General features: G+C 38.4%; 22 protein-coding genes. 10 read left to right on the top strand and 12 right to left on the bottom strand.

Translation table 11 applies throughout. From position 1 onward, the window contains the following. Positions 1–6 precede the first annotated feature (6 nt). Positions 7–1002 (top strand): alpha/beta hydrolase, encoded by a 996-nt coding sequence (locus K6D58_RS07350; protein ID WP_296829132.1) that lies wholly within the window; start codon positions 7–9, stop codon positions 1000–1002. Here K6D58_RS07350 and K6D58_RS07345 read toward each other — a convergent pair. The 3 genes from K6D58_RS07345 to K6D58_RS07335 form a co-directional block, all read right to left on the bottom strand. After that, positions 994–2334, bottom strand: coding sequence for a tetratricopeptide repeat protein (locus K6D58_RS07345; protein WP_296829130.1), 1341 nt, complete (start codon positions 2332–2334; stop codon positions 994–996). The two genes, K6D58_RS07350 and K6D58_RS07345, sit on opposite strands and share 9 nt — an antisense overlap. Before the next feature lie 204 nt (positions 2335–2538). Further along, positions 2539–3708: a pyridoxal phosphate-dependent aminotransferase gene (locus tag K6D58_RS07340; protein ID WP_296829128.1), complete on the bottom strand. Its 1170-nt coding sequence runs from the start codon at positions 3706–3708 to the stop codon at positions 2539–2541. Then, on the bottom strand, positions 3705–4199 hold the full coding sequence (locus K6D58_RS07335; RefSeq protein WP_296829126.1) for an Lrp/AsnC family transcriptional regulator: 495 nt from the start codon (positions 4197–4199) through the stop codon (positions 3705–3707). The genes K6D58_RS07340 and K6D58_RS07335 overlap by 4 nt, the downstream gene beginning before the upstream one ends. Positions 4200–4327: 128 nt before the next feature. Here K6D58_RS07335 and K6D58_RS07330 point away from each other — a divergent pair, with 128 nt between their 5' ends. Then, a complete protein-coding gene (locus K6D58_RS07330) occupies positions 4328–5158 on the top strand; it encodes an undecaprenyl-diphosphate phosphatase (RefSeq protein ID WP_296829124.1) in 831 nt (276 codons plus the stop codon). Positions 5159–5250: 92 nt separating this feature from the next. Here K6D58_RS07330 and K6D58_RS07325 read toward each other — a convergent pair whose 3' ends face one another. Together K6D58_RS07325 and K6D58_RS07320 are read right to left on the bottom strand one after the other, a co-directional pair. After that, positions 5251–6366: a hypothetical protein gene (locus K6D58_RS07325; protein WP_296829122.1), complete on the bottom strand. Its 1116-nt coding sequence runs from the start codon at positions 6364–6366 to the stop codon at positions 5251–5253. Positions 6367–6390: 24 nt separating this feature from the next. Further along, positions 6391–9255: a hypothetical protein gene (locus tag K6D58_RS07320; protein ID WP_296829120.1), complete on the bottom strand. Its 2865-nt coding sequence runs from the start codon at positions 9253–9255 to the stop codon at positions 6391–6393. Between the two features lie 58 nt (positions 9256–9313). Here K6D58_RS07320 and K6D58_RS07315 point away from each other — a divergent pair, with 58 nt between their 5' ends. The 4 genes from K6D58_RS07315 to K6D58_RS07300 all read left to right on the top strand — a co-directional run bounded on the left by K6D58_RS07315 (position 9314) and on the right by K6D58_RS07300 (position 12752). Beyond that, positions 9314–10267 (top strand): diacylglycerol/lipid kinase family protein, encoded by a 954-nt coding sequence (locus K6D58_RS07315; RefSeq protein ID WP_296829118.1) that lies wholly within the window; start codon positions 9314–9316, stop codon positions 10265–10267. 63 nt (positions 10268–10330) lie between these two features. After that, the gene (locus K6D58_RS07310; protein ID WP_296829116.1) at positions 10331–10984 is read left to right on the top strand and encodes a TVP38/TMEM64 family protein; all 654 of its coding nucleotides are present in this window, start codon (positions 10331–10333) and stop codon (positions 10982–10984) included. Between the two features lie 91 nt (positions 10985–11075). Further along, a complete protein-coding gene (locus tag K6D58_RS07305; protein WP_296829114.1) occupies positions 11076–11930 on the top strand; it encodes a CDP-alcohol phosphatidyltransferase family protein in 855 nt (284 codons plus the stop codon). 6 nt (positions 11931–11936) lie between these two features. Beyond that, on the top strand, positions 11937–12752 hold the full coding sequence (locus K6D58_RS07300; RefSeq protein ID WP_296829113.1) for a phosphatidylserine decarboxylase: 816 nt from the start codon (positions 11937–11939) through the stop codon (positions 12750–12752). A 5-nt stretch (positions 12753–12757) separates the two neighbouring features. On the opposite strand, the gene K6D58_RS07295 is transcribed toward K6D58_RS07300, so the two are convergent. The 4 genes from K6D58_RS07295 to K6D58_RS07280 form a co-directional block, all read right to left on the bottom strand. Further along, a complete protein-coding gene (locus K6D58_RS07295) occupies positions 12758–14041 on the bottom strand; it encodes a hemolysin family protein (RefSeq protein WP_296829112.1) in 1284 nt (427 codons plus the stop codon). Further along, positions 14034–15287: a hemolysin family protein gene (locus K6D58_RS07290; protein ID WP_296829110.1), complete on the bottom strand. Its 1254-nt coding sequence runs from the start codon at positions 15285–15287 to the stop codon at positions 14034–14036. Before K6D58_RS07290 ends, K6D58_RS07295 begins: the two co-directional genes overlap by 8 nt. 3 nt (positions 15288–15290) lie before the next feature. Continuing rightward, complete coding sequence (locus K6D58_RS07285) at positions 15291–16301, bottom strand: thioredoxin family protein (protein WP_296829108.1); 1011 nt, start codon at positions 16299–16301, stop codon at positions 15291–15293. Between the two features lie 75 nt (positions 16302–16376). After that, entirely contained in the window at positions 16377–20324 is a 3948-nt protein-coding gene (locus tag K6D58_RS07280; RefSeq protein ID WP_296829107.1) for a phosphoribosylformylglycinamidine synthase, read from the bottom strand. Positions 20325–20503: 179 nt separating this feature from the next. Here K6D58_RS07280 and K6D58_RS07275 point away from each other — a divergent pair, with 179 nt between their 5' ends. Further along, on the top strand, positions 20504–21007 hold the full coding sequence (locus K6D58_RS07275) for a YkgJ family cysteine cluster protein (RefSeq protein WP_296829105.1): 504 nt from the start codon (positions 20504–20506) through the stop codon (positions 21005–21007). 111 nt (positions 21008–21118) lie between these two features. Here the strand turns inward: K6D58_RS07275 and K6D58_RS07270 are convergent, their stop codons facing one another. After that, entirely contained in the window at positions 21119–21505 is a 387-nt protein-coding gene (locus tag K6D58_RS07270; protein ID WP_296829103.1) for a flagellar basal body-associated FliL family protein, read from the bottom strand. A 181-nt stretch (positions 21506–21686) separates the two neighbouring features. Between K6D58_RS07270 and K6D58_RS07265 the strand changes: the two genes are divergently transcribed. Then, positions 21687–22463 carry a NifB/NifX family molybdenum-iron cluster-binding protein gene (locus tag K6D58_RS07265; protein WP_296829102.1) on the top strand — a complete coding sequence of 259 codons (777 nt, stop codon included), beginning with the start codon at positions 21687–21689 and terminating at the stop codon, positions 22461–22463. 137 nt (positions 22464–22600) lie between these two features. Here the strand turns inward: K6D58_RS07265 and K6D58_RS07260 are convergent, their stop codons facing one another. Beyond that, positions 22601–23719, bottom strand: a complete 1119-nt coding sequence (locus K6D58_RS07260; RefSeq protein WP_296829100.1) for a cation diffusion facilitator family transporter — start codon at positions 23717–23719, stop codon at positions 22601–22603. A gap of 131 nt (positions 23720–23850) precedes the next feature. Between K6D58_RS07260 and K6D58_RS07255 the strand changes: the two genes are divergently transcribed. Together K6D58_RS07255 and K6D58_RS07250 are read left to right on the top strand one after the other, a co-directional pair. Further along, positions 23851–24843: a 2-hydroxyacid dehydrogenase gene (locus K6D58_RS07255; protein WP_296829098.1), complete on the top strand. Its 993-nt coding sequence runs from the start codon at positions 23851–23853 to the stop codon at positions 24841–24843. A gap of 406 nt (positions 24844–25249) precedes the next feature. Beyond that, positions 25250–25585: a hypothetical protein gene (locus tag K6D58_RS07250; protein WP_296829095.1), complete on the top strand. Its 336-nt coding sequence runs from the start codon at positions 25250–25252 to the stop codon at positions 25583–25585. Between the two features lie 327 nt (positions 25586–25912). Here the strand turns inward: K6D58_RS07250 and K6D58_RS07245 are convergent. Then, on the bottom strand, positions 25913–26142 hold a 230-nt coding region (locus K6D58_RS07245), incomplete at its 5' end, for a hypothetical protein (protein WP_296829093.1).

The following is a 26142-nucleotide window of genomic DNA, read 5'->3' as shown; positions in this document are numbered from 1 at the left end:
ACAGGTATGAAAAAGATTTCAAAGATTCTTATACCTGTAAGTATCATCTTTCTTTTTATAATACTTACACTTTTCCTTGGTGCAAACTTTATGGCAAACAAAGCAGTTGCACCTATCCTTCCAAATGAATCCAGGGATTCCGATTACTATACAGGTCAGCTTACAGAAGAATGTGATTCAGATGACCCTGTAGAAATATTTGCCAACGATTCCTTTAATTCCAGCTACCAGTGGCTCAGGGAAAATTCAACCCTTGCTTCAATTCAAAGTACTGACGGACTTCAGCTTAATGCCTACCTTGCAAAAACCTCTACAGACAGTCACAAGTATGCCATTGTTATTCATGGCTGGAAGTCTGAACCAAAAAACGTTTCTCCTTACGCCCAGCATTTTTTTGAAAAAGATTTTAATGTTCTTGTTCCAGGTTTAAGAGGCCACGGCTGGAGTGACGGAAACTTTGTAGACATGGGTTATTACTGTAAATACGATATTAAAAGCTGGTGCCGTTATTTAATTGACCAGGACCCTCATGCAAAAATTCTTTTGTGGGGAGTTTCCATGGGTGGTGCAACAGTAATGCTTACCACAGGATTAAAGCTGCCGGTAAACGTTCTCTGTGCAATAGAAGACTGCGGTTACACTACCGCCTGGGATCAGATTAACTACAGACTCCAGGTTGAATATAACCTGCCTGCCTTCCCTTTAATGTATGCCGCAAATTATATTATAGAAAAAAAATACGACTACAATCTTAAAAAAACAGACTGTCTTGCAGCTGTAAAAAAATCCATTACACCAACTTTGTTTATTCATGGAATGGAAGACGATTACGTTCCAAGTGACCATCTTTACAAATGCTTTAATGCTGCAAAGTGTGAAAAGGAAATGCTTAAGATTGAAGGTGCTAAACATGCCCGCTCTGCATTTAAGGATCCAGAAACCTACTGGAACACTGTAGATGCTTTTGCAGACAAATATTTTATTCCGGCAATGTCAGATTGAAATTAATTTAAGGACTTTTACAAGATCAGATTTTTCTATCAAATCTATAGGGCGGCCTTCTGTATACTTGCGGCCTTCTTCTGTAAAAGTTCCTGCACTTACACAAAAACCACGGTCAGCTTTTATATCCTGAATATGGCCGTGGAATTCACGTACATACAATTCACCTGTAGAACCTGAAGTCCTGAAGAATCTGTAAACCTCTACGTTGCTCCACTTAAGGGTAGAAACATCTGCAACAATATCAGTAAATACCGGACCAACATTTATATCCTGAATTTTTACCCTGGCATTCTTATAGCGGACTGCAATAAATTTACGGCAAAGGGTAACAAAGTCACTGCTTCCTGCACTAAGGTAAATCTGCAGGTTTGAGTTCTGGCTTAATTCCTGATAGCGGCTGATAAGGGCATTAACATCTTTATAATTTGAATTTACATTTCTGATTGTCTTTAAAAGAGCAAGACCCTTTGCAACCTGATTCCTTTCAAAGTAAACCTGAGCAAGGTTGTATTCAATTTCCAGACGAACATCCGGTAAAGCATTTTCATGTTTAAGACCAATCTCAAAATCCTGAATGGCAGTTTCTGTGTCACCTACTTTTCTATGGTAAATACCTGCATGAAGACAGGACTTTGAACCATAAACAGGGTCCGGCCTTAAATGCATAAATACTTTAATTGCCTTTTCTCCGTGACCTTCTTCTGTCATAGCGTCTGCCATGTCATACAGGGCCTCTTTATTTGAAGGATCTTCATCCAGGGCTTTCTTAAAACATGGAAGGCTGTCCCTGAATTTTTTTGTAAAGTAAAGGGACTGTCCAAGGTAAAAATAAACACCTTCTGCATCAGCCTTAGAAATAAGAGCTTTCTTAAAACATGGAATTGCCCTTTCGTACTGCTGGCTCTTAAAACAGGCAAGACCAAGATAATAATTCACTTCAAAATTGCGGGAATTCATTTTGTAGGCATCAGAAAGAGAAACTACAGCTTCCTGAAATTTATTCTGATGAACTGCACACATTCCGCATCTGAGCATTACATTAAAATGCTGTTCATCAGTAAGTTTTTCCCGTGGAAGTTTTGAAAGCTGAAGGTAAACAGGAAAAGCCTTATCCCAGATCTGCTTTGAAAAATAAATCTCACCAATAGTAATAAGTCCTTCCGGATCATAAGGGTCTTTTGCAAGTTTTTTATTAGCCATGCGGAGTATCTGAGCCTGATTTTTATGGTCCCCGGGACTTGAAATACCGGAAGATGATTTCTTCCCAAAAACAAGCATCAGGACTGCAATAAGAGAAACTACAACTACTGCGGCTATCAGATATGTCATTTTACAATTAACCTCAAACTTACAAATAAAAATCGACTTCTATACTTATATAATATCGGCACTTTTTTTAAAAATATTTAACTATAATACGTCGAGTCAAGGCACGCTCACGCTTAAAGCCTTGACTTCGCCGTTTTGAGGGTTTTGTAATAAACCCTCAATCAAAAAAGGGCTGCCCGTATAAAAGGAACAGCCCATATAATATTACTTTCTGTTTTCTTCTACAAACTGCTTGATTCTGTCCAGAGCCACCTTGATTTTTTCTATGCTGGTAGCGTAACAGACACGGATATGCCCCTCACCACCAAGACCAAAGACGCTGCCTGGAACAACTGCTACATTATGCTGCTGAAAAAGTTTTGTAGCAAACTCTTCACTTGTCATTCCTGTAGAAGAAATATCCGGGAACATATAAAAGGCACCCTTTGGTTCCGGAACAGGAAGTCCCATATCATTAAAGGCTTTAACCATAAGGTTTCTTCTCTGCTGGTAACTGATGCGCATTTTTTCTACATCTTTCCAGCCATGCCTTAAGCCTTCAAGAGCTGCATACTGACTGAAAATTGGAGCACAGATTGTATTGTAACCATGAAGCTTAACTATCTGGGCAAGGATTTCTGCAGGAGCTGCAATATAACCAATACGCCATCCTGTCATGGCAAAGGATTTAGAAAATCCGTTAAGTACGATTGTGTAATCCTTCATGCCGTCAAAGGAACCGATACTTACATGTTCTGCATCTTCATAGGCAAGTTCACAGTAAATCTCGTCACTGATAACCCAGATCTGATGCTTTTTACAAACTTCTGCAATTTTAGCCAGTTCTTCTTTAGGAATCATTGTTCCTGTAGGATTGTTTGGACTACAAATCATAAGAGCCTTTGTTTTTGGTGTAATAAGCTCTTCTATCTGTGCTGCTGTCGGGTAAAAATTGTTTTTACTTGAATCAACAGGCACAACCTTTGCGTGGCACAATTCAGCAAGAGGAGTATAGTTTACATAGCAAGGCTGGCTTACAAGAATCTCGTCTCCTTCATTAAGGATTGCACGGAGAGCTGCATCAACACCTTCACTGGCACCAACTGTAATGAGAATTTCATTAACAGGGTTATAATCCATACCATATCTGCTCATGTATTTAGCAATTTCTTCCCTGAGTTCAAGAAGACCCCAGTTACTTGTATAGCTGGTGTGACCCTTTTCAAGATGATAAAAAGCTTCTTCCCTCATACACCATGGTGTAGGAAAATCCGGTTCACCTACAGAAAGGGAAATTACATCATCATGTCCGATGAGCATCTCAAAAAATTTACGGATTCCACTTGGGGGAATGTTCTGTATTGTTTTGCTTAACCTGTCTTCGCGAGTATTCATGCCATAGCTCCTTCACGACGGTCGCAGTCTGTTTCTACATATACGATGTCGTTTTCTTTGTAAGTCTTTAAAATAAAACATGTTTTTGTTGCCCTTACACCCTGAAGTGTAGAAAGCTTACGGGCGACAAAATCCGCCACTTCCTGAAGAGTGTCTCCTTCTATGATTACCTTAAAATCATAACCGCCACTCATAAGATATAAAGACTTAACCTGAGGGAATCTGTAAATACGGTCTGCAATTCCGTCAAAACCGTGTTCACGCTCAGGTGTTACCTGAATCTCTATTTCTGCACGAACCTTTTCTTTTGCACTTAAATCTTTTTCCGGGTTAATAATCGCCGCGTACTTCATGATAACGCCGTCGTTTTCTAACTTCTGAATAATAGCATTAACTTCTTCAACGGATCTTTTTGTCATGGCTGAAATATCTTCAACCGAAATACGTCCATTATCACGCAGCAAATTCAAGATTTCTTCTGATTCGTTCATATTTTAACTCCAATGCCAAAGATTATACTAAGTATATAAAATTTTTTCACCTGCAAGGCAGTCTTTTCTATAAAATCGTCATATTTCAACTTTTTCTAAAATCTTATACTCTAAATGAGGAGATAAAAATGTCTGTTTTACAAGGAATTTTTTTAGGACTTATTCAGGGCATAGCTGAATTCTTACCAATATCTTCTTCTGCCCACCTTAAAATAGCCCAGCATCTGTTTGGACTTGATGAAGTACCCCTTCTATTTGATGTCATGCTTCATCTTGCCACCCTTTGTTCAGTTTTCTTATTTTTCAGAAAGAAAATACTGGAACTTCTCCTTTCTTTTTTTAGAATCATCACTTTTAAAAAAAGCAGCAGCCTTGCCCCGGAAGAAGCTGCTAAAGAAACACAGAACCGCAAAATGATACTTGCAGTTATTCTGGCAACGCTGGTAACAGGAGTTATCGGTATTTTTACATCAAAGCTTCTTAACGATGACTTGATTTCCTTAAAAATTGTTTCTGCAGGTTTTCTTGTAACTTCTTTTCTTCTTATTTCATCTGCAAAAATAGAAAAGCTTACTATTAACAAAAGCCCTGTTCCTTCATGGCCAAAAGCCCTGCTTATAGGACTGGCTCAGGGTTTTGGTACCCTCCCTGGAATTTCCAGAAGCGGTTCTACAATTGCCGGCGCCCTCTATTGCAAAATCGACAGGGTAAATGCAGGAGAATTTTCTTTTATACTTTCCATACCTGCAATTCTTGGAGCCTTTATTCTTGAAGCAAAAGATTTGTCTGCCGTTAAGGAAAGCATTGGAATGCTGCCACTTGCAGCAGGCTGCCTTACAGCATTTGTAAGCGGACTCCTTGCCCTGGCCTTTCTTATGCGTCTTATAAAAAAAGGAAAGCTTGAATGGTTTGCAGCCTACCTTATTCCTCTGGGAATCTGCGGAATAATTTTCTTCTAAAAAATATTTTTACATAAAAAAACCGGCTTTATTCAAATGCAAACTGATGCAAAATAAAAGCCGGTTTTTTTGTTTTATAAAATCAGTAAAACTTATTTAACTTTCTGAGCCCACTTATTAACCTGAACACCACTTGGCTTAAGGTCAGGGTCAAAGTTGCTTCCGTCTTCAAGATCCATAACTTCGTTTTCTACACAACCAAGAACTGCATCAAAATCCTTGTTATCTGCAGGCACATCTGTGATTGGTGAATCAAAACTATTTTCAATATAGAACTGTGAATACTTGCTCATAACAAAACCTTCACCCTGACGGGCAGCATAAAGATTCCAGAGGATACGGGCACAAAGAATCTTTGTCATAACCTGATCCCTTTCTATAACAGACTGGTCTTTCTCAGAAAGATTCATATCTGAAGCTGCAGTAAAGATACCCTTGTTCTTTAAAATCTTATAAAGCTTTTTCTCAGAAAGAGTCTCTCCACCTGTGTATTCATCCAGCAGGTCAGTTGTTTCCTGAGTAATCAAAAGCATTTCGCTAAGGGTAACCTGATTCTTAAGAAGAAGTTCCTTTATTTTTTTATCATCAGTAACATCTTCTACAGCACGAAGCTCCCATGCAGAACTTTTTATAAGACCATAGTTTTCTGCATAGTGGTCAGGAAGCATCATAAAAGCTTTGTCAAAATAAACAACGCTTTCAGAGAAGCTCTTGTTCAAGTAAGCCTGAACACCCCTCTCAAGAATAAGAAGTCCGTTTTCGTTACTTCCGGCAACCAGGTCTTCACTGTTAAGGTTTTTTATTTCTCCCAGACGCACTCCAAGAATAATTGTCTGAGAGTCACCCTTACATGAATCCCTTGAAAGTTCATAATAATCTTCTGCCTTAGATCTCTTTCCGGCAATAAGATATGTTCTTCCCTCAAGAGCATAGAGACGGGCAAGAAGGGCTTTATTCATTCCAGCCTTCTCTATTGATTCCTGTATATCAGAAAGAATGTAATTACAGTCTGCCTGCAGTGTCTTTGCATCAGAAAGATTACAAATAGAATTACAGTCAACTTTTGCAAGCTTCTTTTCTATACGGAGAACATCTTCTGTCTGAACCTGTGAGTCAGTAGACATAATGATGTCCCTCTGAAGGGAACGGCAGCTAAAAAAACTTACAGCGGCAAAAAGAACCGCACCATAAAAAAACAGTTTCTTCATTCAATCTTCCTCCGGATTCTGTTTTTATTTTATATTCCATGCATACAATTTTTTATCAACAGTAAGAACAAAACATTCATCCTTATTGTCACCGTTTACGTCAGCAAATGCAGGTTTACCCCATCCAAGAAGAGGATATCCGTAAAGCATTTCAAGGTTAGAATCAAATCCATAAATTACATTTGAATCCGGTGTTACGTAAATATTTTTTCCGGCACTGATAAATCCGTCTTTTGCAGATTCACATGGAACCTTTACAGAAAGAACTGAACCATCAATTCCAACCCTGTAAAGAATTGAACCATAAGAAAGTGCATAGAAATATTTTCCGTCTGTTACAAAGTTCTTAAAGAATACACCATCAAGTTTAAGTGGGAAGCCTGTCACAATTTTGTCATTCTTCCATACAAAAGCCTGACCGTTCTGAGTTACAAATGCTGTGTAAATATCCTTGTCCTTTTTCATAAGGGCAGGAGATTCAAATCCGATTGAAGAAACATTAAGCCTCTTTTCTTCTGAAGAATTTTCTTTAAGAAGAATAATGCTTCCCATAAAGCTCTTGTCATAAACAGCAATTGTATCGCCAAGAACAACAGGAGCAGACTTTAATGAACCGGTAAGATTCAAAGCCTTAGATGTTACGTTTCCTTTTTTATCAACAAAAACAAGGTTTCCGTCTACAGTTGGAATCACAACCTTGTCTTTTGTACATGCAGGACCAGAAGCAGGACGGGATTCAATATTTACAGGAACAAATACTTCCTTAAGCTTGCTATCCAGAAGAGTTACCTTACCTCTGTCACTGACAACCCAGAGACAACCGCCCTTCTTAAGGGATTCACTGCCGGCTTTAATGTAAAGCTTATCATCTGATTTATAAGTGTAAGTCTTTGTACTTGGAATACCCATGGATTTTATATTTCTTGAATTTTCCAGCCAGAAAATTGTAGAGCCGCTTTTTTCAAGAATACCATCAGCCTTTCCTTCAAGACTTACAGGGAAGCCTGGTACACAGTGAAGGTCGATTATGTGTTTAGAAACTGCTTCAACCTGAACTTCAACATTGTCTCCGTGAAGACCAAGAGTAAAGCGTCCGTTTGAATACAACTGAAGAATCTTTGCAAGACCCGCATTGCTTCTTAAGAAGAATGGAATACTGCGCTCAAGGTTATAGTAAAGATCGATTGTATTTTTATCACCGGTTGAACCGATTACAGAGTTATAAACTTCGCTGTCTGTAAGATAAAGTTCTTTTTTGGAAGCGCCATTTATACCGGCAAGAGTTTCCGGATTTTCTGAGAAGTAGATGTATCCGTCTTTAACCATGTAGTATGGACGTGGAATATTTACGTCAAAGAGGGCAATGATATCCTGAAGGAATCCAGGGAGCATAATTCTGCGCATTCTCATTCCGTCAAGGATCAGGCTTGAATCTTCTTCAATAACGATGGAAGAAATAAACTTATCAAATACAATTCCGCGCTGGTTCTCATCTTCAATCTTAATTACAAATACAGGGTCATTCTGATTTTCAAGACCAAGGGCTGCAAACTCTCCACCTGTCCATGAGAAAATCATTTCTTCAAGGGAAAGACCAAATACTGTACGTGACAGTTTGTTACCTGTAGCCCAGAGTTCATCTGCCTTCTCTGATTTTGGAATATAGCTGAATGCCACATCCTTTAATTCTGCAAGGCTGCCTGCATTCAAGATTGTATAGTACTGAACATTTTCTGTAAGTTTAGACAAAAGCTTTGGTTCCTTAGAGTCACGGTTAATGATTTTTGCAAGAGCCGCAGAATCTACGTTTTCCTTACTGAGAGGAAGTTTTGCCTTAAGCTTAATGTTGTCATTTGTAATGGAAAGAGAAACTTCTGTAAGACTGTCATTTGAAATTACTGAAGACAGACGGGAAAGCATTGGACTGTTTTCCACAGCCTGATCTGCAAACTTTCTTGAATCAACAAGAAGCTTGATTGCATCAGAAGATTTACCTGTCATAAGTTCTGCTTCTTTTGCAGAATAATTATTATTGTCAGAAGCAACTGCTTTTATAAGAAGCTCTTCTTTCTGTGCTACAAGAACAAGATTGCGCATTGGCTTAATGTAAATAACATCTTCTTCTTTTCTTGTACCATCAGCATTAACTGAAGAAGGATCACAATATTCAATTAAGCCGGTTTCCTTATTAAGAGTAACTCCCTCAACATCTATAAATGAAAGGGCTGGTTCAACAAGACGGGTAGCTAAAGAAAGATAACTTAAATCAACTACAGCAAGAAAATCAAATTCACCTTTTTCGTTTGGATACAAAGCAACGTCTGCCTTACGTGAAGCTATAAACGAAAGGAAAGGACTCTTTCTCCATTCGTTGCTTCTGAATTCCATAAAAGGTTCACGGAAATCTGCAAACTCAGGATCGCTAAAAAGCAAGTCGGCTGCATCAAGTTCAGCAAGAGGCTCTACAGCTTCCCAAACTGAATCAGTATGAACATAAAGACTAAAGCCCTGTGGTATTACTTCAAGCACATTCTTTTTATGGAATGCACAAACTACCATTGCAACAAAAAGTATTACCAGGATTGCACAGATAAACTTAAGGATGCCAAAAATAAAACGAAGAATAAAAGGCTTCTTCTTTTTCTTGTCAGCACTATCCTTTTTTTCTGCTTCCTTATCCGACTTGTCTTCTGAATCACCTGCCTCATTTGTTCTGACACTTTCACTTGAGTCAGAAGCTTGAGAGTTTTCAAGATTACTTTCAGAAATAGTCTGATTCTCTACATCATCAGTCTTGAATTCAACTTTTACATCTGATTCATTTTCTGATAAAGATTCAACTTTCTTCTCTACCTGAGATTCATCACTTTGATTAATATTTTCTTCCATACAAGAAATTATATTATAAACATTAACACTTGTTCAAATCGATGTTATACTTTTTGAGATGTATTATTTTATAATTAATAAAACCGGCGGAAGCGGAAAATCCGTAAAACGCTGGAAAAAACTCAGTAAATTCCTTGATAAAAACCATATACAATACAAAGTTCTTTATTCTGAATACGTAATGCACGCTAAAAAAATAGCCGCAGACTTATGCAGCCTTAATGACCCCGACATAAACATTATCGTTGTAGGAGGAGACGGCACCCTTAACGAAGTAATAAACGGCATTACTGACTTTAGCAAAATATCCCTTTCCATAATTCCTGCAGGTTCAGGCAATGACTTCTCAAGACAGTTTAAAATTCCCCGCCATCAGCCTGTAAAAGCCTTTAAGAAAATACAAAAGACCCATGATTCAGGAATAAAAAAATACATAGACATAGGCCGGGCCCAGTTTTGTAACCAGGAGGGGCAGGAAAAAGACCTGCTTTTTTCCATAAGCAGCGGCATGGGTTTTGACGCCCTTATCTGCGAAAAAAACGATTCTTCAAAAATTAAAAAGGCCCTTAATAAACTCCACATGGGTAAATTCAGCTACCTGGCAATTTCCCTGCAGACAATCTTCTTAATGAAACCCTTTAAGGCAAAAGTTCACTTTGAAGACCAGGGTAAAAGCGAAAGCCTGGATTTTAATAACATGGTTTTCCTTGCAGCAATGAACTTTAAGGCAGAAGGCGGTGGTATTAAAATGAGCCCTATGGCCCGCCCTGATGACGGCTGCTTTACTGTCTGTGCAGTACACAACGTAAAAAAACCCCTGCTTTTGTTTAAGTTTGCCCAGCTTACCACAGGCCTCCATGTTTTCAGCAAGAATTTTATGTTCCGGGACACAAGCTGCTTTACAATAGAGGCAGAAAATCCTGTGACAGTGCATACCGACGGTGAATTCTTTCCAAATGTAAGGAAAATTCACTATACATGCCTTCACAACAAGCTTTCTGTCCTTGTATAAAATCGTATCGTATACGGCCAAAATGACTGACTTTATTTAAATAAGGTGTTATATTTATCCATTATGGTTTCTGAAAACAAGGTTGAAGATATAACTACAGACAATACTGCCCCTCAGAAAATACAGCTGACCACTCCAAAAAAGAAGTCCTCTTTTAAATTAGTACTTACAATATTATTTTTAATTGCATTTGTAATCGTTGCTGGTTTTTTAATTTACCAGTACCGTCAGGGAAGCTTCAGTAACTGGAAGACTTTTAAAAGCTACATTAACAGCTTTGGTCTTTTTGGACCTCTCTTCCTTACTGTTTTCCAGTGCATAAAAGTTCTTTATGTTGTAATTGCCGGAGGAATCGGATGTGCCGCAGGTGGCGCCCTCTTTGGTCCTCTGGTAGGTTTTATATGCAATTACTTAGGCCTGGTAAGCGGCTCAATACTGGCCTTCTGCATTTCTAAGAAATTTGGTCCTTCCTTTATGCAGGCTCTTTTTTCTGAAAAGAAAATCAACAAGTACATGAACTGGATGAAAAAGTACAAGAAGCATTATTCCATCTTCCTCTGGCTTGCCATCTGTTCACCAATCGCACCGGATGACTTTCTCTGTTACTTTACAGGAGCTTCCGGCATGTCATACAGAAGGTTCATCCTTATTATAATTACAGCAAAAATATGGAGTATTCTGGGATACAGCCTGATTTTCGGCTTAAATTTCCACTAAACCTTAAAATCCACTTTTTTCCATATAAATGGTAGACTTGTGGTATATTTTTTTTCAATGATGTAGAATTAACTTCGGGAGAGATAAAAAAATGTTAGGTGTTTACAATTATACAGTTATTCTTACTTATTTAGGAATGCTTTTTTCTTTTGCAGGAATACACTTTGTGTTCTCAGAAATGGACAGAAGCTTTATCCTTGCTCTTCTTTGTTTAATGATTTCTGCTGTCATGGATATGTTTGACGGCAAAGTTGCTTCAACAAAAAAAGACCGCACACCAAGCGAAAAATTATTTGGTATTCAAATTGATTCCATGGCTGACATTATCAGCTACGGTGTTTTCCCTTCACTTATAGTTTACAAACTTGCAACCCTGTCTGAATTTAAATCAGCACACCCAAGCGGAAAATATGTAGTTATTTGCATTTGTGCAGCTTATCTTCTCTGTGCCCTTATCAGACTTTCATATTTTAATGTTGAAGAAATGGAACGCCAGACTAAAACAGATGAATGCCGTCACGAATACCGCGGTCTTCCTGTAACAAGCATTGCCCTTATCCTTCCATTTGTATTTATCGTAAGTTATTTTTCCGGTTCTTCAGAGCCGCCTGTTGTTCCTTGTGCCTTCCTTCTTGCAGTAATGGGGATTGCCTTTATTACTCCATTTAAGCTTATAAAGCCCCTCTTTATCGGTAAAATCATTATGATAGTTATCGGCCTTATGGAACTTGCCCTCCTTCTTTGCGGCAAAGCTTATGTAAGGGAAACAAAAACAGCTGCAGCAAGTCCTGATGCACCACAGCAGAGCCTTATCTGGGATTCAGAAAAACATTCGATTCCAGCAGACCCTGCCCTTAATCCTGATGGAAGTCCAGTAATAACTTCAGAAGATGGAACAGCAGGCGAAATACCTCCATCAACAGAAGAAATTGTAAGTCAGGAATAATTTTTTATGGCAGCAAATGACAAATCAGTAGAATTTTTATACGGCACAAAAATAGGAAGGGCACTTCTTGAATTTGCCCTTGCTATAAGAGTACCAAAACTCCTTGGAGCTTTTTTAAGAAGCCCTCTCTCCCACTTTTACATTAAAAAATTTATTAAAAAGAACGGCATTAACATGGATGCCTGGCCAAACGCAAAGTTTAAGACCTTTAACGATTTTTTTACCCGCAAAAAAGAAATTACCTTTGACCCGGATCCAAAACATTTAATCAGTCCAAGTGACAGCCTTTTAAGTATTTACGACATAAAAGAAAACAGCAGCTTCTTTATTAAGGGAGCTGACTATACAATTAGTGACTTTTTACAGAACCCCGATTTAGAAAAAGAATATCAGGGGGGCCTTTGTCTTGTATTCCGTCTTTGTGCAACAGATTATCACAGATACTGCTACATCGATAACGGACATATTGATGACAATCACTTTATTCCCGGAAAGCTTTACAGCGTACAGCCCCTTCCTTTAGAAAAGTTCCGCGTCTTTACAAAGAACAGACGCAGCTGGGCAATTCTTCATACAGAAAACTTTGGTGATATTGCACAGATAGAAGTTGGAGCCTTTAGCGTTGGAGGAATCATAAATCACGACCAGAATGCTGACTTTAAAAAAGGCACAGAAAAAGGTTACTTTGATTTACATGGTTCAACAATCGTACTTCTGATTAAAAAAGATAAAGTTGATATTCTTGAAGAAATAAAAGAAGCAACTGCAGGAGATAAAGAATACAGGGTTAAGTGCGGACAGTTTATAGCTTCTGCCCGTTAAAAAACTTAACTCCTGTTGTCAATAAACTTAATTCTTACACTTTGAATACGGCGTGCACTCTGGTCTTCTACCATGTAAAGCACGCCGTCTTTTTTATAAACCGCACCAATACTTGGAAGTTCACCAAAGCGTTCAAGAAGCCAGCCACCTAAAGTATCAAAATAAGAACTGTCCAGTTTAAGGTTTAAGACTTCATTTAAATCATCAATTTTCATATCCCCAGGAACAAGGAACTCCCAGGTGCCGATAACAGTTATACGGCTTTCCGGAGCAAGTTCAGAACTACCGTACTCATCAGACATACGGCCAAAAACTTCCCTAAGGATATCATCCATTGTAACAATACCGGCCATGCTGCCATATTCATCAACTACGACTGCAAAATTATTATGTTCCTTCTTAAAGGTTTTAAGCAGTTCTTCTGCAGAAAAAGTTTCCGGAACAAAAAGCACAGGCCTCATACAAATCTTTACAAAGTCATGACTCTGAGTAATAAGTTCACTTGCAAAAAGAACAGCCTTATAATGCAGCACACCTACAATGTTTTCCGAAGTTCCATCATAAACAGGAATACGGGAATAACCTGACTCTGCAAAAACCTTAATTACTTCTTCAAGACTGGAATCAATACTTACATACTTTATCAGGGAACGATGCTTCATTATTCCGTGAACAGTAAGGTCAGAAAATTCAAAGATTCTGTCCAGCATCTTCTTCTGTTCCGCTTCCAGAGTACCTTCTGTTTCTCCAACTTCCAGCAGGGTTTTAAATTCGTCTTCAGTGATAATAGGACGCTTTTTTCTGAAGAATATTTTTTCTATAAGCTCAATAAATTTTGTAAGGTAAGAAAAAATCCATACTATAGGAAAAATCAAAAACTGAACTATACTTACCGGCACCGCAGCCATCTGAGCAGTCTCTTTAGTTTTAACACCGGCATAAGTCTTTGGAAGAACTTCCGTAAAGATAATAATAAAAATACTCATCACGGCAGTTCCATAAGAAACATAAGCAGGACCTGCCACATTCATGGTAAAGGCTGTTGCCAGAGAAGAAGCAAGGGCTGTAACAAAGTTTGTTCCAATAAGAACAGTAGAAATAAGGCGGTCAAGATTGCTTTTTAAAAGAAAAACCCTCTTTGCATGCTTTTCGTTATCCTTCATCATCTGACGAATTGTAATTCTCGAAATAGCAGTATAAGCCGTTTCTGTAGAAGCAAAAAATGCACCGCAGATTAAAAGAATAATCTCTGCCAGTATAGGACAAGCAATCATAAGAAAATTATTCATGGTCATCCCCCAGACATCTGATTAAAACAGAAGACACTCTTTTATCATCCATCTCTTTAACCGTAAAGCGATAGTTGTCCCTGGAAATTCCTTCTCCCTCTTCCGGAATATGACCAAGAGCTTCGGAAATATAACCGCCGATAGTTTCACAATTTTCAGAGTAAAGTTTAATATTAAGCTGCTCATTAATATCAAGGATTCTTGATAAGCCGCTGACTTCCGTATTCTTTTTATTGTTGATTACAACATCAACCCTCTTTGCATAAGGCTTGTATTCATCTGCAATAGGACCAAAGATTTCCCTGGCAATATCTTCCGTTGTAAGAACACCATTTGTTCCCGAATACTCATCAATTACAACTGCCATACCCTGATGATTTTCTGTAAGCATCTGCTGAATGGAAGACATCTTTTTTGTTTCAAGAATAAAGAGAGGAGGCCTCATAACCTTTTCTATAGAAAAATCCTCCTGCCTGTTCTTATAAAACAAAAGGTCCTTAACATAAAGAATACCTACGATATCATCTATATCTTTTTTATAAACAGGGAACCTGGACAACCTGAATCTTTCTGACAGCTCTACAAGATTTTTATAACTTTCATCCAGAGGCACAGCCTTAATTTCTTTACGGGGAATCATAATGTCCTTTGCTTCCAGGTCACTGAATTTAAAAACCTTATGCATCATGTTCTTTTCACTTCTTTCCAGAACACCATGCTCACCGCTTACATCGATATAAGTTTTTATTTCTTCCTCAGTAAAAGAAACCTTGTTGTGATTAATCTGAACCTTAAAAACTCTCAGGACAAATCTGGAAAAAGCAGAAAAGACAATTACAAAAGGATACAAAAGAAACTCAAGAAAAACCACAAAGCCGCTAAAGAAAAAAGCAATAGGCTCCGGATGATGAGTAGCAAAAGTTTTTGGAGAAATCTCACCAAATATTAAAAGAAGAATTGTTGCAGCAAAAGTAGCAATACCAACACCGGCATTACCAAAAAGCTGAATGGAAATATATGCAAGGATTGATGACAAAGAAATATTTACAATATCATTAGCCACAAGAAGTGTGTTAATAAGCCTTTCCTTATCATTTAAAAGCTTCCACACCCTTATGGCTGCCTTGTTCTTTTGATTTTTTAATACCCTTATACGAAGTTTATTTGCTGCAAGAAAAGCACTTTCCGTTGCAGAAAAAATCATGGAGAGTATTATAAGAAAAACTGCGACTAAAATTAAAACCATCTATTACTGTTTCTGTTCCCTGTAAACTTGCTTTGCCTTTTCCAGCTGATAAAGAATATCCGGAGCAATCTCATTCTGAGGATCAATATCATAGGCCTTCTGAAGATAATTAATAATACCTTCATAATCATACTTGCCTGTATCCTTACCCAGCTGAAGCTTTACAAGAACAGCCATTGAATACATATTCTGACGTTCAGCTGCACTAAGATGATTTGTAACATCTTCTGCAACCTTTATATATACAACAGACGCATCTTCTCCCTTAGAGTTAAGGGCATAAGCTTCAAAATAAGCTTCTGCCTGTTCAAATTTTCCAAGATAACCTGTTTTATTCTCAGGATCATATGCAGGGAAATTTTCAATTAAATCTGTAATTGAAGAAATATAAACAGGAGGAATTGTTTCGTAAAAAGTATTTACTGCCTCTGCCTTTTCTACACCGGATGACTCACGGATTTTATCAGCACAAGCCGAAAGCTTTTTTATCTGATCATAGTGAACTGTTTTTTCAAAACCTTCAAAAGTAGAAACTTCATCTGTATAAATAATTGAATCAAGATACCAGCCTTCCTGAGTTAAAAAGAAAACTGAAGGATACTGATTTACATTATAAACATCCCTGCCAAGATGTTCCTTTTCAAAAAATCTGCGCTGAAGTTCTTCATGACGCTGCTGTTCTTCTTCCGTTCTTTCCCTTACAAGATATGCAGCATTAAATTCTTTTTCTGTAAAATCAAGATTTACAAAAACATAGTCATTTGCAAATTTAATAAGAAACTTTTCTGATTCAACAACGTTCTTCTTAAACTTCTTACTGTACTTATCCCAGTCCGAGCCTGTAAACAAAAGCATGATGCCCTTGTTTTCCTTAGCGGCAGCTTTTTTTGCAGCTTCAAAATCTTCATGCCATACAAGTTCCGGTACTTTCTGTACTTTTTTTGAACAGGAGCTTACTGCAAAAACCAGTGCAAGAGCTGCTGTAAGTTTAAGAATACATTTATTCATCTTCATTCTGTTTCCTTTAATTAATAGGGGTTCATATTGTTACATATTATAACAATATGAACCCCTCTGTGTTACCCTTTATTATTTAAAGTATCTTACACCTGCACGGAAAATATTTTCACATGAAGTTTCTTTAGCACCATCCCAGGTAACATTCTTAATAAGGTCAATACTTGAACCATCTGAGCACATGCCCATTGTTCTTTCGTTATGACCCATCTTTCCAAGAACGTGACCATCAGGACTGATAAGACCTTCGATTGCAAAAAGACTTCCGTTAGGATTGTCAGGTTCAGAAATAGAAGGACGACCTTTTTCGTCTACATACTGAGAGAATACCTGACCATTCTTAAAGAGTTTCTTTGCAAGCTTTGGATCAATAAAGATACGTCCTTCACCATGGCTTATAGGAATAAGGTGATTTCTTTCATCAAGAACACTTTCATCCATAGCCCAAGGTGTTGCAGCAGATACAACTCTTGTACGAACAACACGGCTGATATGACGGCCAATCTTATTGAAAGTAAGTGTAGGCATTTCTTCTGAAGGCTCACGGATTTCTCCATAAGGAACAAGACCTGTCTTTATAAGAGCCTGGAAACCATTACAGATACCAAGAACAAGACCATCACGCTTCTTAAGAAGATTCATGATACTGTCAGCAATTCTTCCTTCGCGGATAACATTTGCAATAAACTTAGCAGAACCATCAGGTTCATCACCAGCACTAAATCCACCAGGGAAAGCAATAATCTGTGACTGATCAATTTCTTTCTTAAAGGCATCAAGGCTTTCTGCAAGATCTTCCGGTGTACGGTTCTTAAATACAAGAATCTTTGTCTCTGCACCATTAAGATTAAATGCACGTGCCATATCGTATTCACAGTTTGTTCCAGGGAATGCAGGAACAATTACCCTTGGCTTTGCAGAAGCAACGATTGGAGTAAATGACTTGCGTTCCTTCTTAAGGGACTTATGAATCTTCTTTGCAAAACCAGGAAGTGAAGGCTGTTCCTTTGCACCAGAAACAGGTGGGAATACCTTACTTAGCTTTTCTTCCCATACAGAATTAATTTCATCAAGACCAATCTTTACATCTTCAATAACAATCTCTGGAGCTGCTATTGTTGTACCGATTTTATAAACAGTTCCATTTTCAAAAGAAGAATCCTCTTCAAGATTACAATTTGTCTCTACGATAATTGAACCATAAAGTGGAGTAAAGAGATCTTCTGCACCGGCAGCCTTTTCAAGACCGGAACATGTTGCACTTAAAGGAACTTCATCAAGTTCAAGACCGATTCTGTTTCCTAAAGCCATCTTTGTAACAGCTTCTGCAATACCACCAGCCTGAACAGGATACATGGCATTTATTTTTTTATCAGAATTAAGCTTATAAAGGGCAGCCGCATTCTTCTTAAAAGCTTCCCAGTCTGGAGCAAGCTGCTTACTGTAAGGAACAGTTACAAGATAAACGGAAGAACCGGCACTCTTAAATGAACCGCTTGTTACGTTTTTAACATCATCTGTATCAACAGCAAAAGAAACAAGTGTATGTGGAACGTTAAGATCTTCAAATGTACCAGACATTGAATCCTTACCACCAATAGAACCTGTTCCCATTGCAATCTGAGCATCAATAGAACCAAGAAGTGCTGCAGCAGGATAACCCCAGGTCTTTTCGCTTACTGCACGACCAAAGAATTCCTGGAAGCTGAGACGACATGCTTCTGGTTTACCACCAAGACAGGCAATCTTTGCAAGAGAAGAAAGAACAGCTGTCTGTGCACCGTGCCATGGAGACCACTGGGCAACACGAGGATCATAACCATAAGACATAAGGCTTACAGTTGTTGTTTCTGCAGGAGATACCACAGGAATCTTTGCAGCCATACCTGCTTCCGGAGTACCCTGATACTTACCGCCAAATGGGAAAAGTACTGAAGAAGAACCAATTGATCCGTCAAAACGTTCACACAAACCACGCTGAGAACAGCAGGCAAGATCATTCATATCTGCAAGCCATGCAGCCTTAAGGTCAGGAGAGTTTTTATCTTCATCAAGAATCTTCTTTACACTATCAAGTGGATTAACAAGAGGAGACTTTTCCTGAACTTCTGGAGATTCAATAGAAGCAACTGCATGATGAGGAGCACCGGCTGCATCAAGGAATGAACGGTCAAGCTCTACGATTGTTTTACCGCGCCATTTCATTACAAGCTTGTCTGTATCTGTAACAGTTGCAACAAGAACAGCATTAAGGTTTTCTTCATTACAATACTTAATGAATTTTTCTACATCACCCTTACGAACTACAACAGCCATACGTTCCTGACTTTCAGAAATTGCAAGCTCAGTACCATCAAGACCATCATACTTCTTAGGAACATTATCAAGATTAATATCAAGACCAGGAGCAAGTTCACCAACAGCTACAGAAACACCACCTGCACCAAAGTCATTTGAACGGCGGATCATGCGGCAAACATCTTTATTACGGAAGAGACGCTGAATCTTACGCTCTTCTACCGCATTACCCTTCTGAACTTCTGCAGCAGCAGTTGTTACTGACTTAACATCATGAACTTTAGATGAACCGGTTGCACCACCAATACCATCACGACCAGTACCACCACCAAGAAGAATAACAACATCACCAGCTTCCGGCTCTTCCCTCATAACCTGATCAGCAGGAGCAGCAGCTATAACAGCACCAAGCTCCATACGCTTTGCAACAAAACCAGGATGATAGATTTCTGCAACCTGACCTGTAGTAAGACCAATCTGATTACCATAAGAAGAGAATCCCTGAGCAGCTTCACGAGTAAGCTTCATCTGAGGAAGTTTTCCCTTAAGAGTCTGATTTAAAGGAACAGTAGGATCCCCTGCACCAGTTACGCGGAGAGCCTGATAAACCCAGGAACGACCACTTAAAGGATCACGAATCGCACCACCAATACAAGTAGCCGCACCACCAAAAGGTTCAATTTCTGTAGGATGGTTATGTGTTTCATTCTTAAACTGAAGCAGCCAGCGTTCAACTTTATCCTGACCTGCAGAGCCAGCAGAAGAATCAGTAACATGAACATCAATATAAACAGAACATGCATTTATTTCTGCACTAACTTCAAGATCATCAAGCTTACCATGAGCACGAAGGAACTTTGCACCAATACATGCCATGTCCATTAAAGTAACCGGCTTGTCAGTCCTGTCCTTGTAAAGATCAGTTCTAAGAATATTGTAATTCTGAAGGGAACGAAGGAAGAGATCCTGATAAGGACCATTCTCTACTTTTACCTCATCAAGCTGAGTAAGGAAAGTTGTATGACGACAGTGATCAGACCAGTAAGTATCAAGAACACGAATTTCTGTAAGGGTTGGATCACGCTTAATAGATTTAAAATAATCCTGCAGGAATTTTATATCAGCAAGATCCATAGCAAGACCAAGCTTCTGCCTGTAAGATTCAAGATCATCATCATTTAAAGAAATAAAGCCTGTAACAGTCGGAATGTCAGCAGGAACTTCTACTTTCATCTCAAGTGTTTCAGGCTTAGTTTCATCAGTCAAACGTGAATCAACTGGATTTATAAGATAGTGCTGGATTCTCTCAACATCAGAAGCAGACACCGCTCCCTCAAGAAAAACAATCTTTGCACAACGAACACGTGGAGGCTCTGTTCCAACCTTTGCAGAATTCTTCATTCCCTCACGCAGAAGAGAAAGACACTGGGCAGCACTATCGGCACGCTGATCATACTGACCTGGAAGATACTCCCAGATAATCTCAGTAGCACCAGAAGGAACTTCCAGCTTTTCAAAAGTCACACTGTCACTCTGAGGCTCAGAAAAAATACGCACAGCTGCAGCCTTTGCAACCTCATCAGCAACATTTTCAATATCATAACGATTAAAGTAACGCACACCTGTTACACCAGATATGCCCAAAAATCCTGTGATTTCAGAATAAATGCGGTTAGCCTCATTCTGAAACCCGTCCTTTCTTTCTACGTAAATGCGGTACATTCTCAAATTATATTGAGAATAAGTAGGAGTTTCAATAAAAGCAGCCATGTAAAAGTAAACCGGCTTTCCATGGCTTACCCTCCCGGCCGGTCCTCCACCCTGTTCCGGACGTGCTCCGCACCCATTCCAATCCGGGCTAGCCCTTTTACTCCCAGGCAAATATCACTATCCTTATAGCTATGGAAAAACCTTTTTATCAGGAAGGCCTGCACTTTGAATGCAAAAGATGCTCCTTCTGCTGCGGACACTCACCTGGTTACGTCTACCTCTCCAAAAGAGACCTGCTTACCCTCTGCAAATATTTTGACTGTAATATAGAAGACTTTGTAAAAAAATACTGCCGCTGGGCAGGCTACTACGAAGGCAAAACAGTACTGGCCCTATTTGAAAAAAAGAACTACGACTGCATCCTCTGGAACAATGGCTGTACCGCTTACCCTGCAAGACCAGTCCAGTGCTCCACCTACCCCTTCTGGACCTGGATGATAGAAGACCAGGACACCTGGAACGAATGTGCTAAAGACTGCCCCGGAATGAACTCAGGCAAACTCTGGCCCAAAGAAAAAATCCTGGCCGACTCCACAGCCTACCAGAACAACACCCCCATCACCCGGGAAGAAGTCCTGCAGCTTATGGAGGAGGAAAAAGGCAAATACGTCGAGTCAAGGCACGCTCACGCTTAAAGCCTTGACTTCGCCGTTTTGAGGGTTTTGTAATAAACCCTCAATAAAAAAGACGTAAGATTTATTATCTTACGCCTTCTTTACCTTACAAACTGCAAATATCTTTTTAATTTATAATTTTCTTTTCTGAATAAATTTCACATCCTCAACAAAAGGTTTTGTCAGCAGGTTCTGGTTTATTTCATCCTTAAGCTTAGCTCTAAGTACTGCATCATTTTCTGGCTTTAAATCTTCTGCACTGCAATTAGAAAAAAATCTTCTTAAAAAATCTATCAATTCAATTTTACGGGATTTAAGTTCTGCCTGAGCTTTTTTTTCGCTTATGTTATATCCAATTGCAAGCTGTATATAATACTTTTCGTGAACTTCACCCCTGCTTGTAACGGTAATTGCATTATCCATTATGTACCAGTCCAGCTTCTCTTTTGCAAATAAAGGTATAACTAAAAGTGATAAAAACAATCCTATAATAATACTTTTGCAAAACAACTTTTTCATAAAGCCCTCCTTAAAAATTCCAGGGTATTATCTTTACACCCCTTTTTTTCCCAAAGAATTATTCCATAAATATAAAATATTGTACATTCAATCAAAAGATTCTGGAATTAAGGGTTCTTGACAAATGTCAAATATACTATTATTTTTATTAATGACAAATGTCAATAACAAGGAGACGCAATTGCCTAGACCTGTTAGATGCAGACAGATTAAATCCCTTCCGGAGTACTGGACTTTTGCCACAGAAGAAGGCTGTACAAACATCGATGTTGTTATGTCACTGGATGAACTGGAGACAATCCGCCTTTTAGACTGTGCAGGTTTAACTCAGGAAGAATGTGCCGCCATGATGAATGTTGCCCGCACAACTGTAACTGCCCTTTATGATTCAGCACGAAAAAAAGTTGCAGACTGTCTGGTTAACGGAAATCGTCTGGTAATTTCAGGCGGCTCCTGGCAGTTAAGTCAGCAACCGGAAATTCCAAATACATTAAAAGACAAAGGAGATAAAACTATGAGAATCGCAGTAACTTACGAAAACGGAAATGTATTCCAGCACTTTGGACACACAGAAGAATTTAAAATTTACGATGTAGAAGACAACAAAATCGTAAAAACAGAAGTAACCGGAACAAACGGACAGGGTCACGGTGCTCTTGCCGGCTTCCTTAAAACAGCAAATGTAGATGTTCTTATTTGCGGTGGAATCGGTGGAGGTGCTCAGTCAGCACTTGCAGAAGCAGGAATCAAACTTTACGGCGGTGTAAACGGTAAAGCTGATGATGCAGTAAATGCCCTTCTTTCTGACAGTCTGCAGTACAACCCTGATGTAAAATGCAATCATCACGGAGAAGGCCACGAACACAACTGCGGCTCTTCTTCCCACTCATGCGGATCCCACGGTGCAGGTCACTGTGGTTCAGATGAACACAAGGGAATCCTTAACCCTTCTAAATAAGCAGTAAGTAAAATTAACTGCACTAAAAAAATACCCTGGAAGCTGAATAAAGTTCTTTACAGAACAAATAAATGGCAGCTCCAGGGTTTTCTTTTTATAAAGTTCTATTTGTTAAACTTCAATAAATTCAAAAATATTTAGTCACTGATATCTGTATCAAGGGCAACATTAACGGAATAATCTTTAAATTCATTCTGAATGTCATCAGTAATATGCTTCCACAAATACTGCATGTCTCTTGATTCCCAGGAAATAATAACGTCAAAAGAAATTGCTTTGTTTACTTTGTCCAGATAAAAACCATGCATACCAAGAACATTACTATGATTCATAACGATATGGGCAACACGGGAACGGATATTCATGGTTTCTTCGTCGTCTACATTTACTGAATAAATACCAATACCAGTAAGTACAACTGAATGTTTTTCAAAAACAGCTGTTTGAACCTTACGGGTAACCTCATCAATCTTGGCAGCATTCCAGACCGACGGCACTTCAATATGAACGGAACCTAAAAGTTTATCCGGGCCATAGTTATTCAGCACAAGATCAAATGCCCCCTGAATCTCAGGATCTGTTTCTACAATAGTATGCTTTATCTCTTTAGCATAACTGCTGTCAATTCGTTCACCTAAAATTGAACTTACACCATCCCTGATCATTTCACAGCCGGACTTAACAATAAAAACAGAAATCACAGCACCAAGGTAAGCCTCTGTAGAAATTCCAGTAATTAAAAAAACAAATGCACCTGCCAGAGTTGCTGCAGAAATAATTGAATCCATAAGGGCATCCTGACCCGAAGCAGAAAGAGAATCTGAATTTACCTTTTTACCAGTACGCTTAAAATAAAGCCCCAAAAGAATTTTTACAACTACAGAAACTGCCACAATAATAAGGACAACTTTTTCGTAATCAGGCAGAACCGGCTTTACGATTTTTTTAACAGCCTCACCAAAAGATGCAATACCTGCATACAAAATGATTACAGCAATAATCATGGAAGTAAGATATTCAATACGGCCATGACCAAAAGGATGTTTTTTATCTGCCGGTTTACTTGCAAGCTTTGTTCCAATAATTGTAATAACCGAAGATAAAGCATCACTAAGATTGTTAACGGAATCCAGAACGATAGCAATGGAATGAGACATAAGCCCGGCAACAGCCTTAAAAACAGAAAGGGCTATATTCACCAGAACACCAACTATACTTGTACGGATGATTACAAATTCTCTCTTACCAGCACCCATAAAAACCTCTTAATAATACTTATTTTTTATATATTAAATATAACATAAAAAACTAGCTTGTTTCTAAAAATTTGATTATCTTTAAAGTAGAACTGAATTTTATTCAGAATAATCTTATTGCGAGGTAAAAAATGAAAATTGCATTTTACGACACCCATTCTTATGACAAAAAGTCCTTTGAAGAAACAAACAAAGACTTTAACTTTGATATTGCTTTTCATGAGTTCAAACTGAATGAAAACACTGTAGTAACAGCCCAGGGCTATGAAGCAGTCTGTGTATTTGTAAACGATGTCGTAAATGCACAGGTTATCCAGAGCCTTAAAAACTATGGTGTAAAACTGATAGCCTTACGCTGTGCCGGATTTAACAACGTTGATTTAAAAGCCGCAGCAGAAGCAGGAATTAAAGTTGTACGTGTACCAGCTTACTCTCCTTACGCAGTAGCCGAACACGGAATCGCCCTTCTTATGTCACTTACAAGACACATTCCTCAGGCATACCTTCGCACAAAAACTGCTAACTTTAATATCGAAGGATTAACAGGCCGCGACCTTCACGGATTAACAGCCGGTGTTCTTGGTACAGGTAAAATCGGCCGCATCATGGCAGAACTTCTTCAGGCCTTTGGAATGAAACTTATTGTTTACGATCCATTCCCTAATGAAGAATGGGCAAAATCAAGAGAAGCTACTTATGTTTCTCTTGATGAATTATTTAAGCAGAGCGATGTTTTAAGCCTTCACTGTCCTCTTACAGAAGAAACAAAACACATCGTAAACCACGACCGCATGAAGATGATGAAGCATGATGCAGTTATCATCAATACCGGACGCGGTGCCCTCATTGATTCAAAAGCACTTGTTCACGCACTTAAGCATCAGCACATTGGTGGTATCGGTATGGATGTTTACGAAGAAGAAAGCAAGTATTTCTTTAACGACTGGTCCACAGACATTATGACAGATGACGTTCTTGCCCGCCTCCTTACATTCCCTAACGTAATAATCACAGGCCACCAGGCATTCCTTACAACAAATGCCCTTAAGAACATCAGCGAAACAACCCTTGAGAACATCCGTGACTTTAATAATGGAAGTCCCCTTGTAAACGAAATCAAATAAAAAAAAGACAACTCCTGAAATTGTATTATATAAACTGAATCCAATTTCAGGAGGCCCTTTCTTTCCAATCCATTCCTTCTTCAATACATCCACCGTCATAGTTTTAATAATATTCTCCACAGACTTATGCTGTAAAAAGAGGAAAGTACACGATTTTGCACGATGAGGAGAATCTCTGCACACTGCCTCACAACTTTAATGTGAATGTCACCTGTCTTGGTCCGGAAGACTGCATTGATGGAATTAAAAGCGCCTGGGTCGAAATCCTCCTGCCAAAATATCTCTGGACAAACAGTGATCCTGAATTTGGCTGGATCTTTAGAGGATATTTAAAAGACTATTATGAAGGACAAAGCTACACGGACATTTACTTTGATGAACTTTCCGAAATCCCAGGTCCACTCCTGTGTCTGCAAAAAAAGTTTACGATAATGAAATGGTTTATCACATTGAAGTTTTTTGTTATTCAATCGTCGATGGAAACCTGGTAAAATTTCTTAAAATCAAAAGCCTTTCTGATATCATGATTGATTGTACTTTTTACTTTTATGAAAGAGAATCCGATTCAGCCCCGGAAGTTTATCTGGATGCTGTCTTCCTCAGCTATAATCACGGTATGCCCCACGACGAAGCTTTACTCTTCCGCAAATCATCTGAAATTCCTTATATCAAAATTTCAAAAGATAGTTTATACAACTACAAAATTCTCAGACTGGGCCCTTATTACAAGGAAAGAGATTAGTCCCATTGAATTAAAAAACTGACTCAGATAAGACAAGCTTTCTCCCGCCCCCCTTAGTGATACAAATTACTGCTTGGCTGCGTTTTGTATGCAGGGCTTGCGGTTTGCTGACATGAGGCAGACAAATTTCTATTGATGGGAATTATTTATCTCTTTAAGACAAATATATAGATGCCCCCACTAAACATTAAAAGAAAGTAAAACAAAAAAATCCATTTCAATTCCTTAAAAGGAATACCATAAAATAAAAATCTGATAAAAGCGCCTATTAAAACAACAATAAAAACAACAAAAGTTTGCAATATATAATTCTTAAAACTGTCCAATCTAATCTCCAATTTTATCTAATTCTTTTTTTAATTGTTTTAATATATTAAATGTTTCTCGATCATAAACCATAATACTCTTAATATCGTTTTTCCAATCTTTTGTATAATTGATTTTTCCAGAATCTAACAATCCAGAAACAACACCTCTTGCAAAAAAGAATTTTTTTGCGACTTCATTATGACTTTTTCCTTTTATGGAGTAATTACATAACTTATGCAAAACATCAT

The organism is Treponema sp., assembly GCF_024696245.1.
Taxonomy (GTDB): domain Bacteria; phylum Spirochaetota; class Spirochaetia; order Treponematales; family Treponemataceae; genus Treponema_D.
The sequence above is the reverse complement of the archived record's forward strand: the minus strand, read 5'-3'. Positions and strand labels throughout refer to the sequence as shown.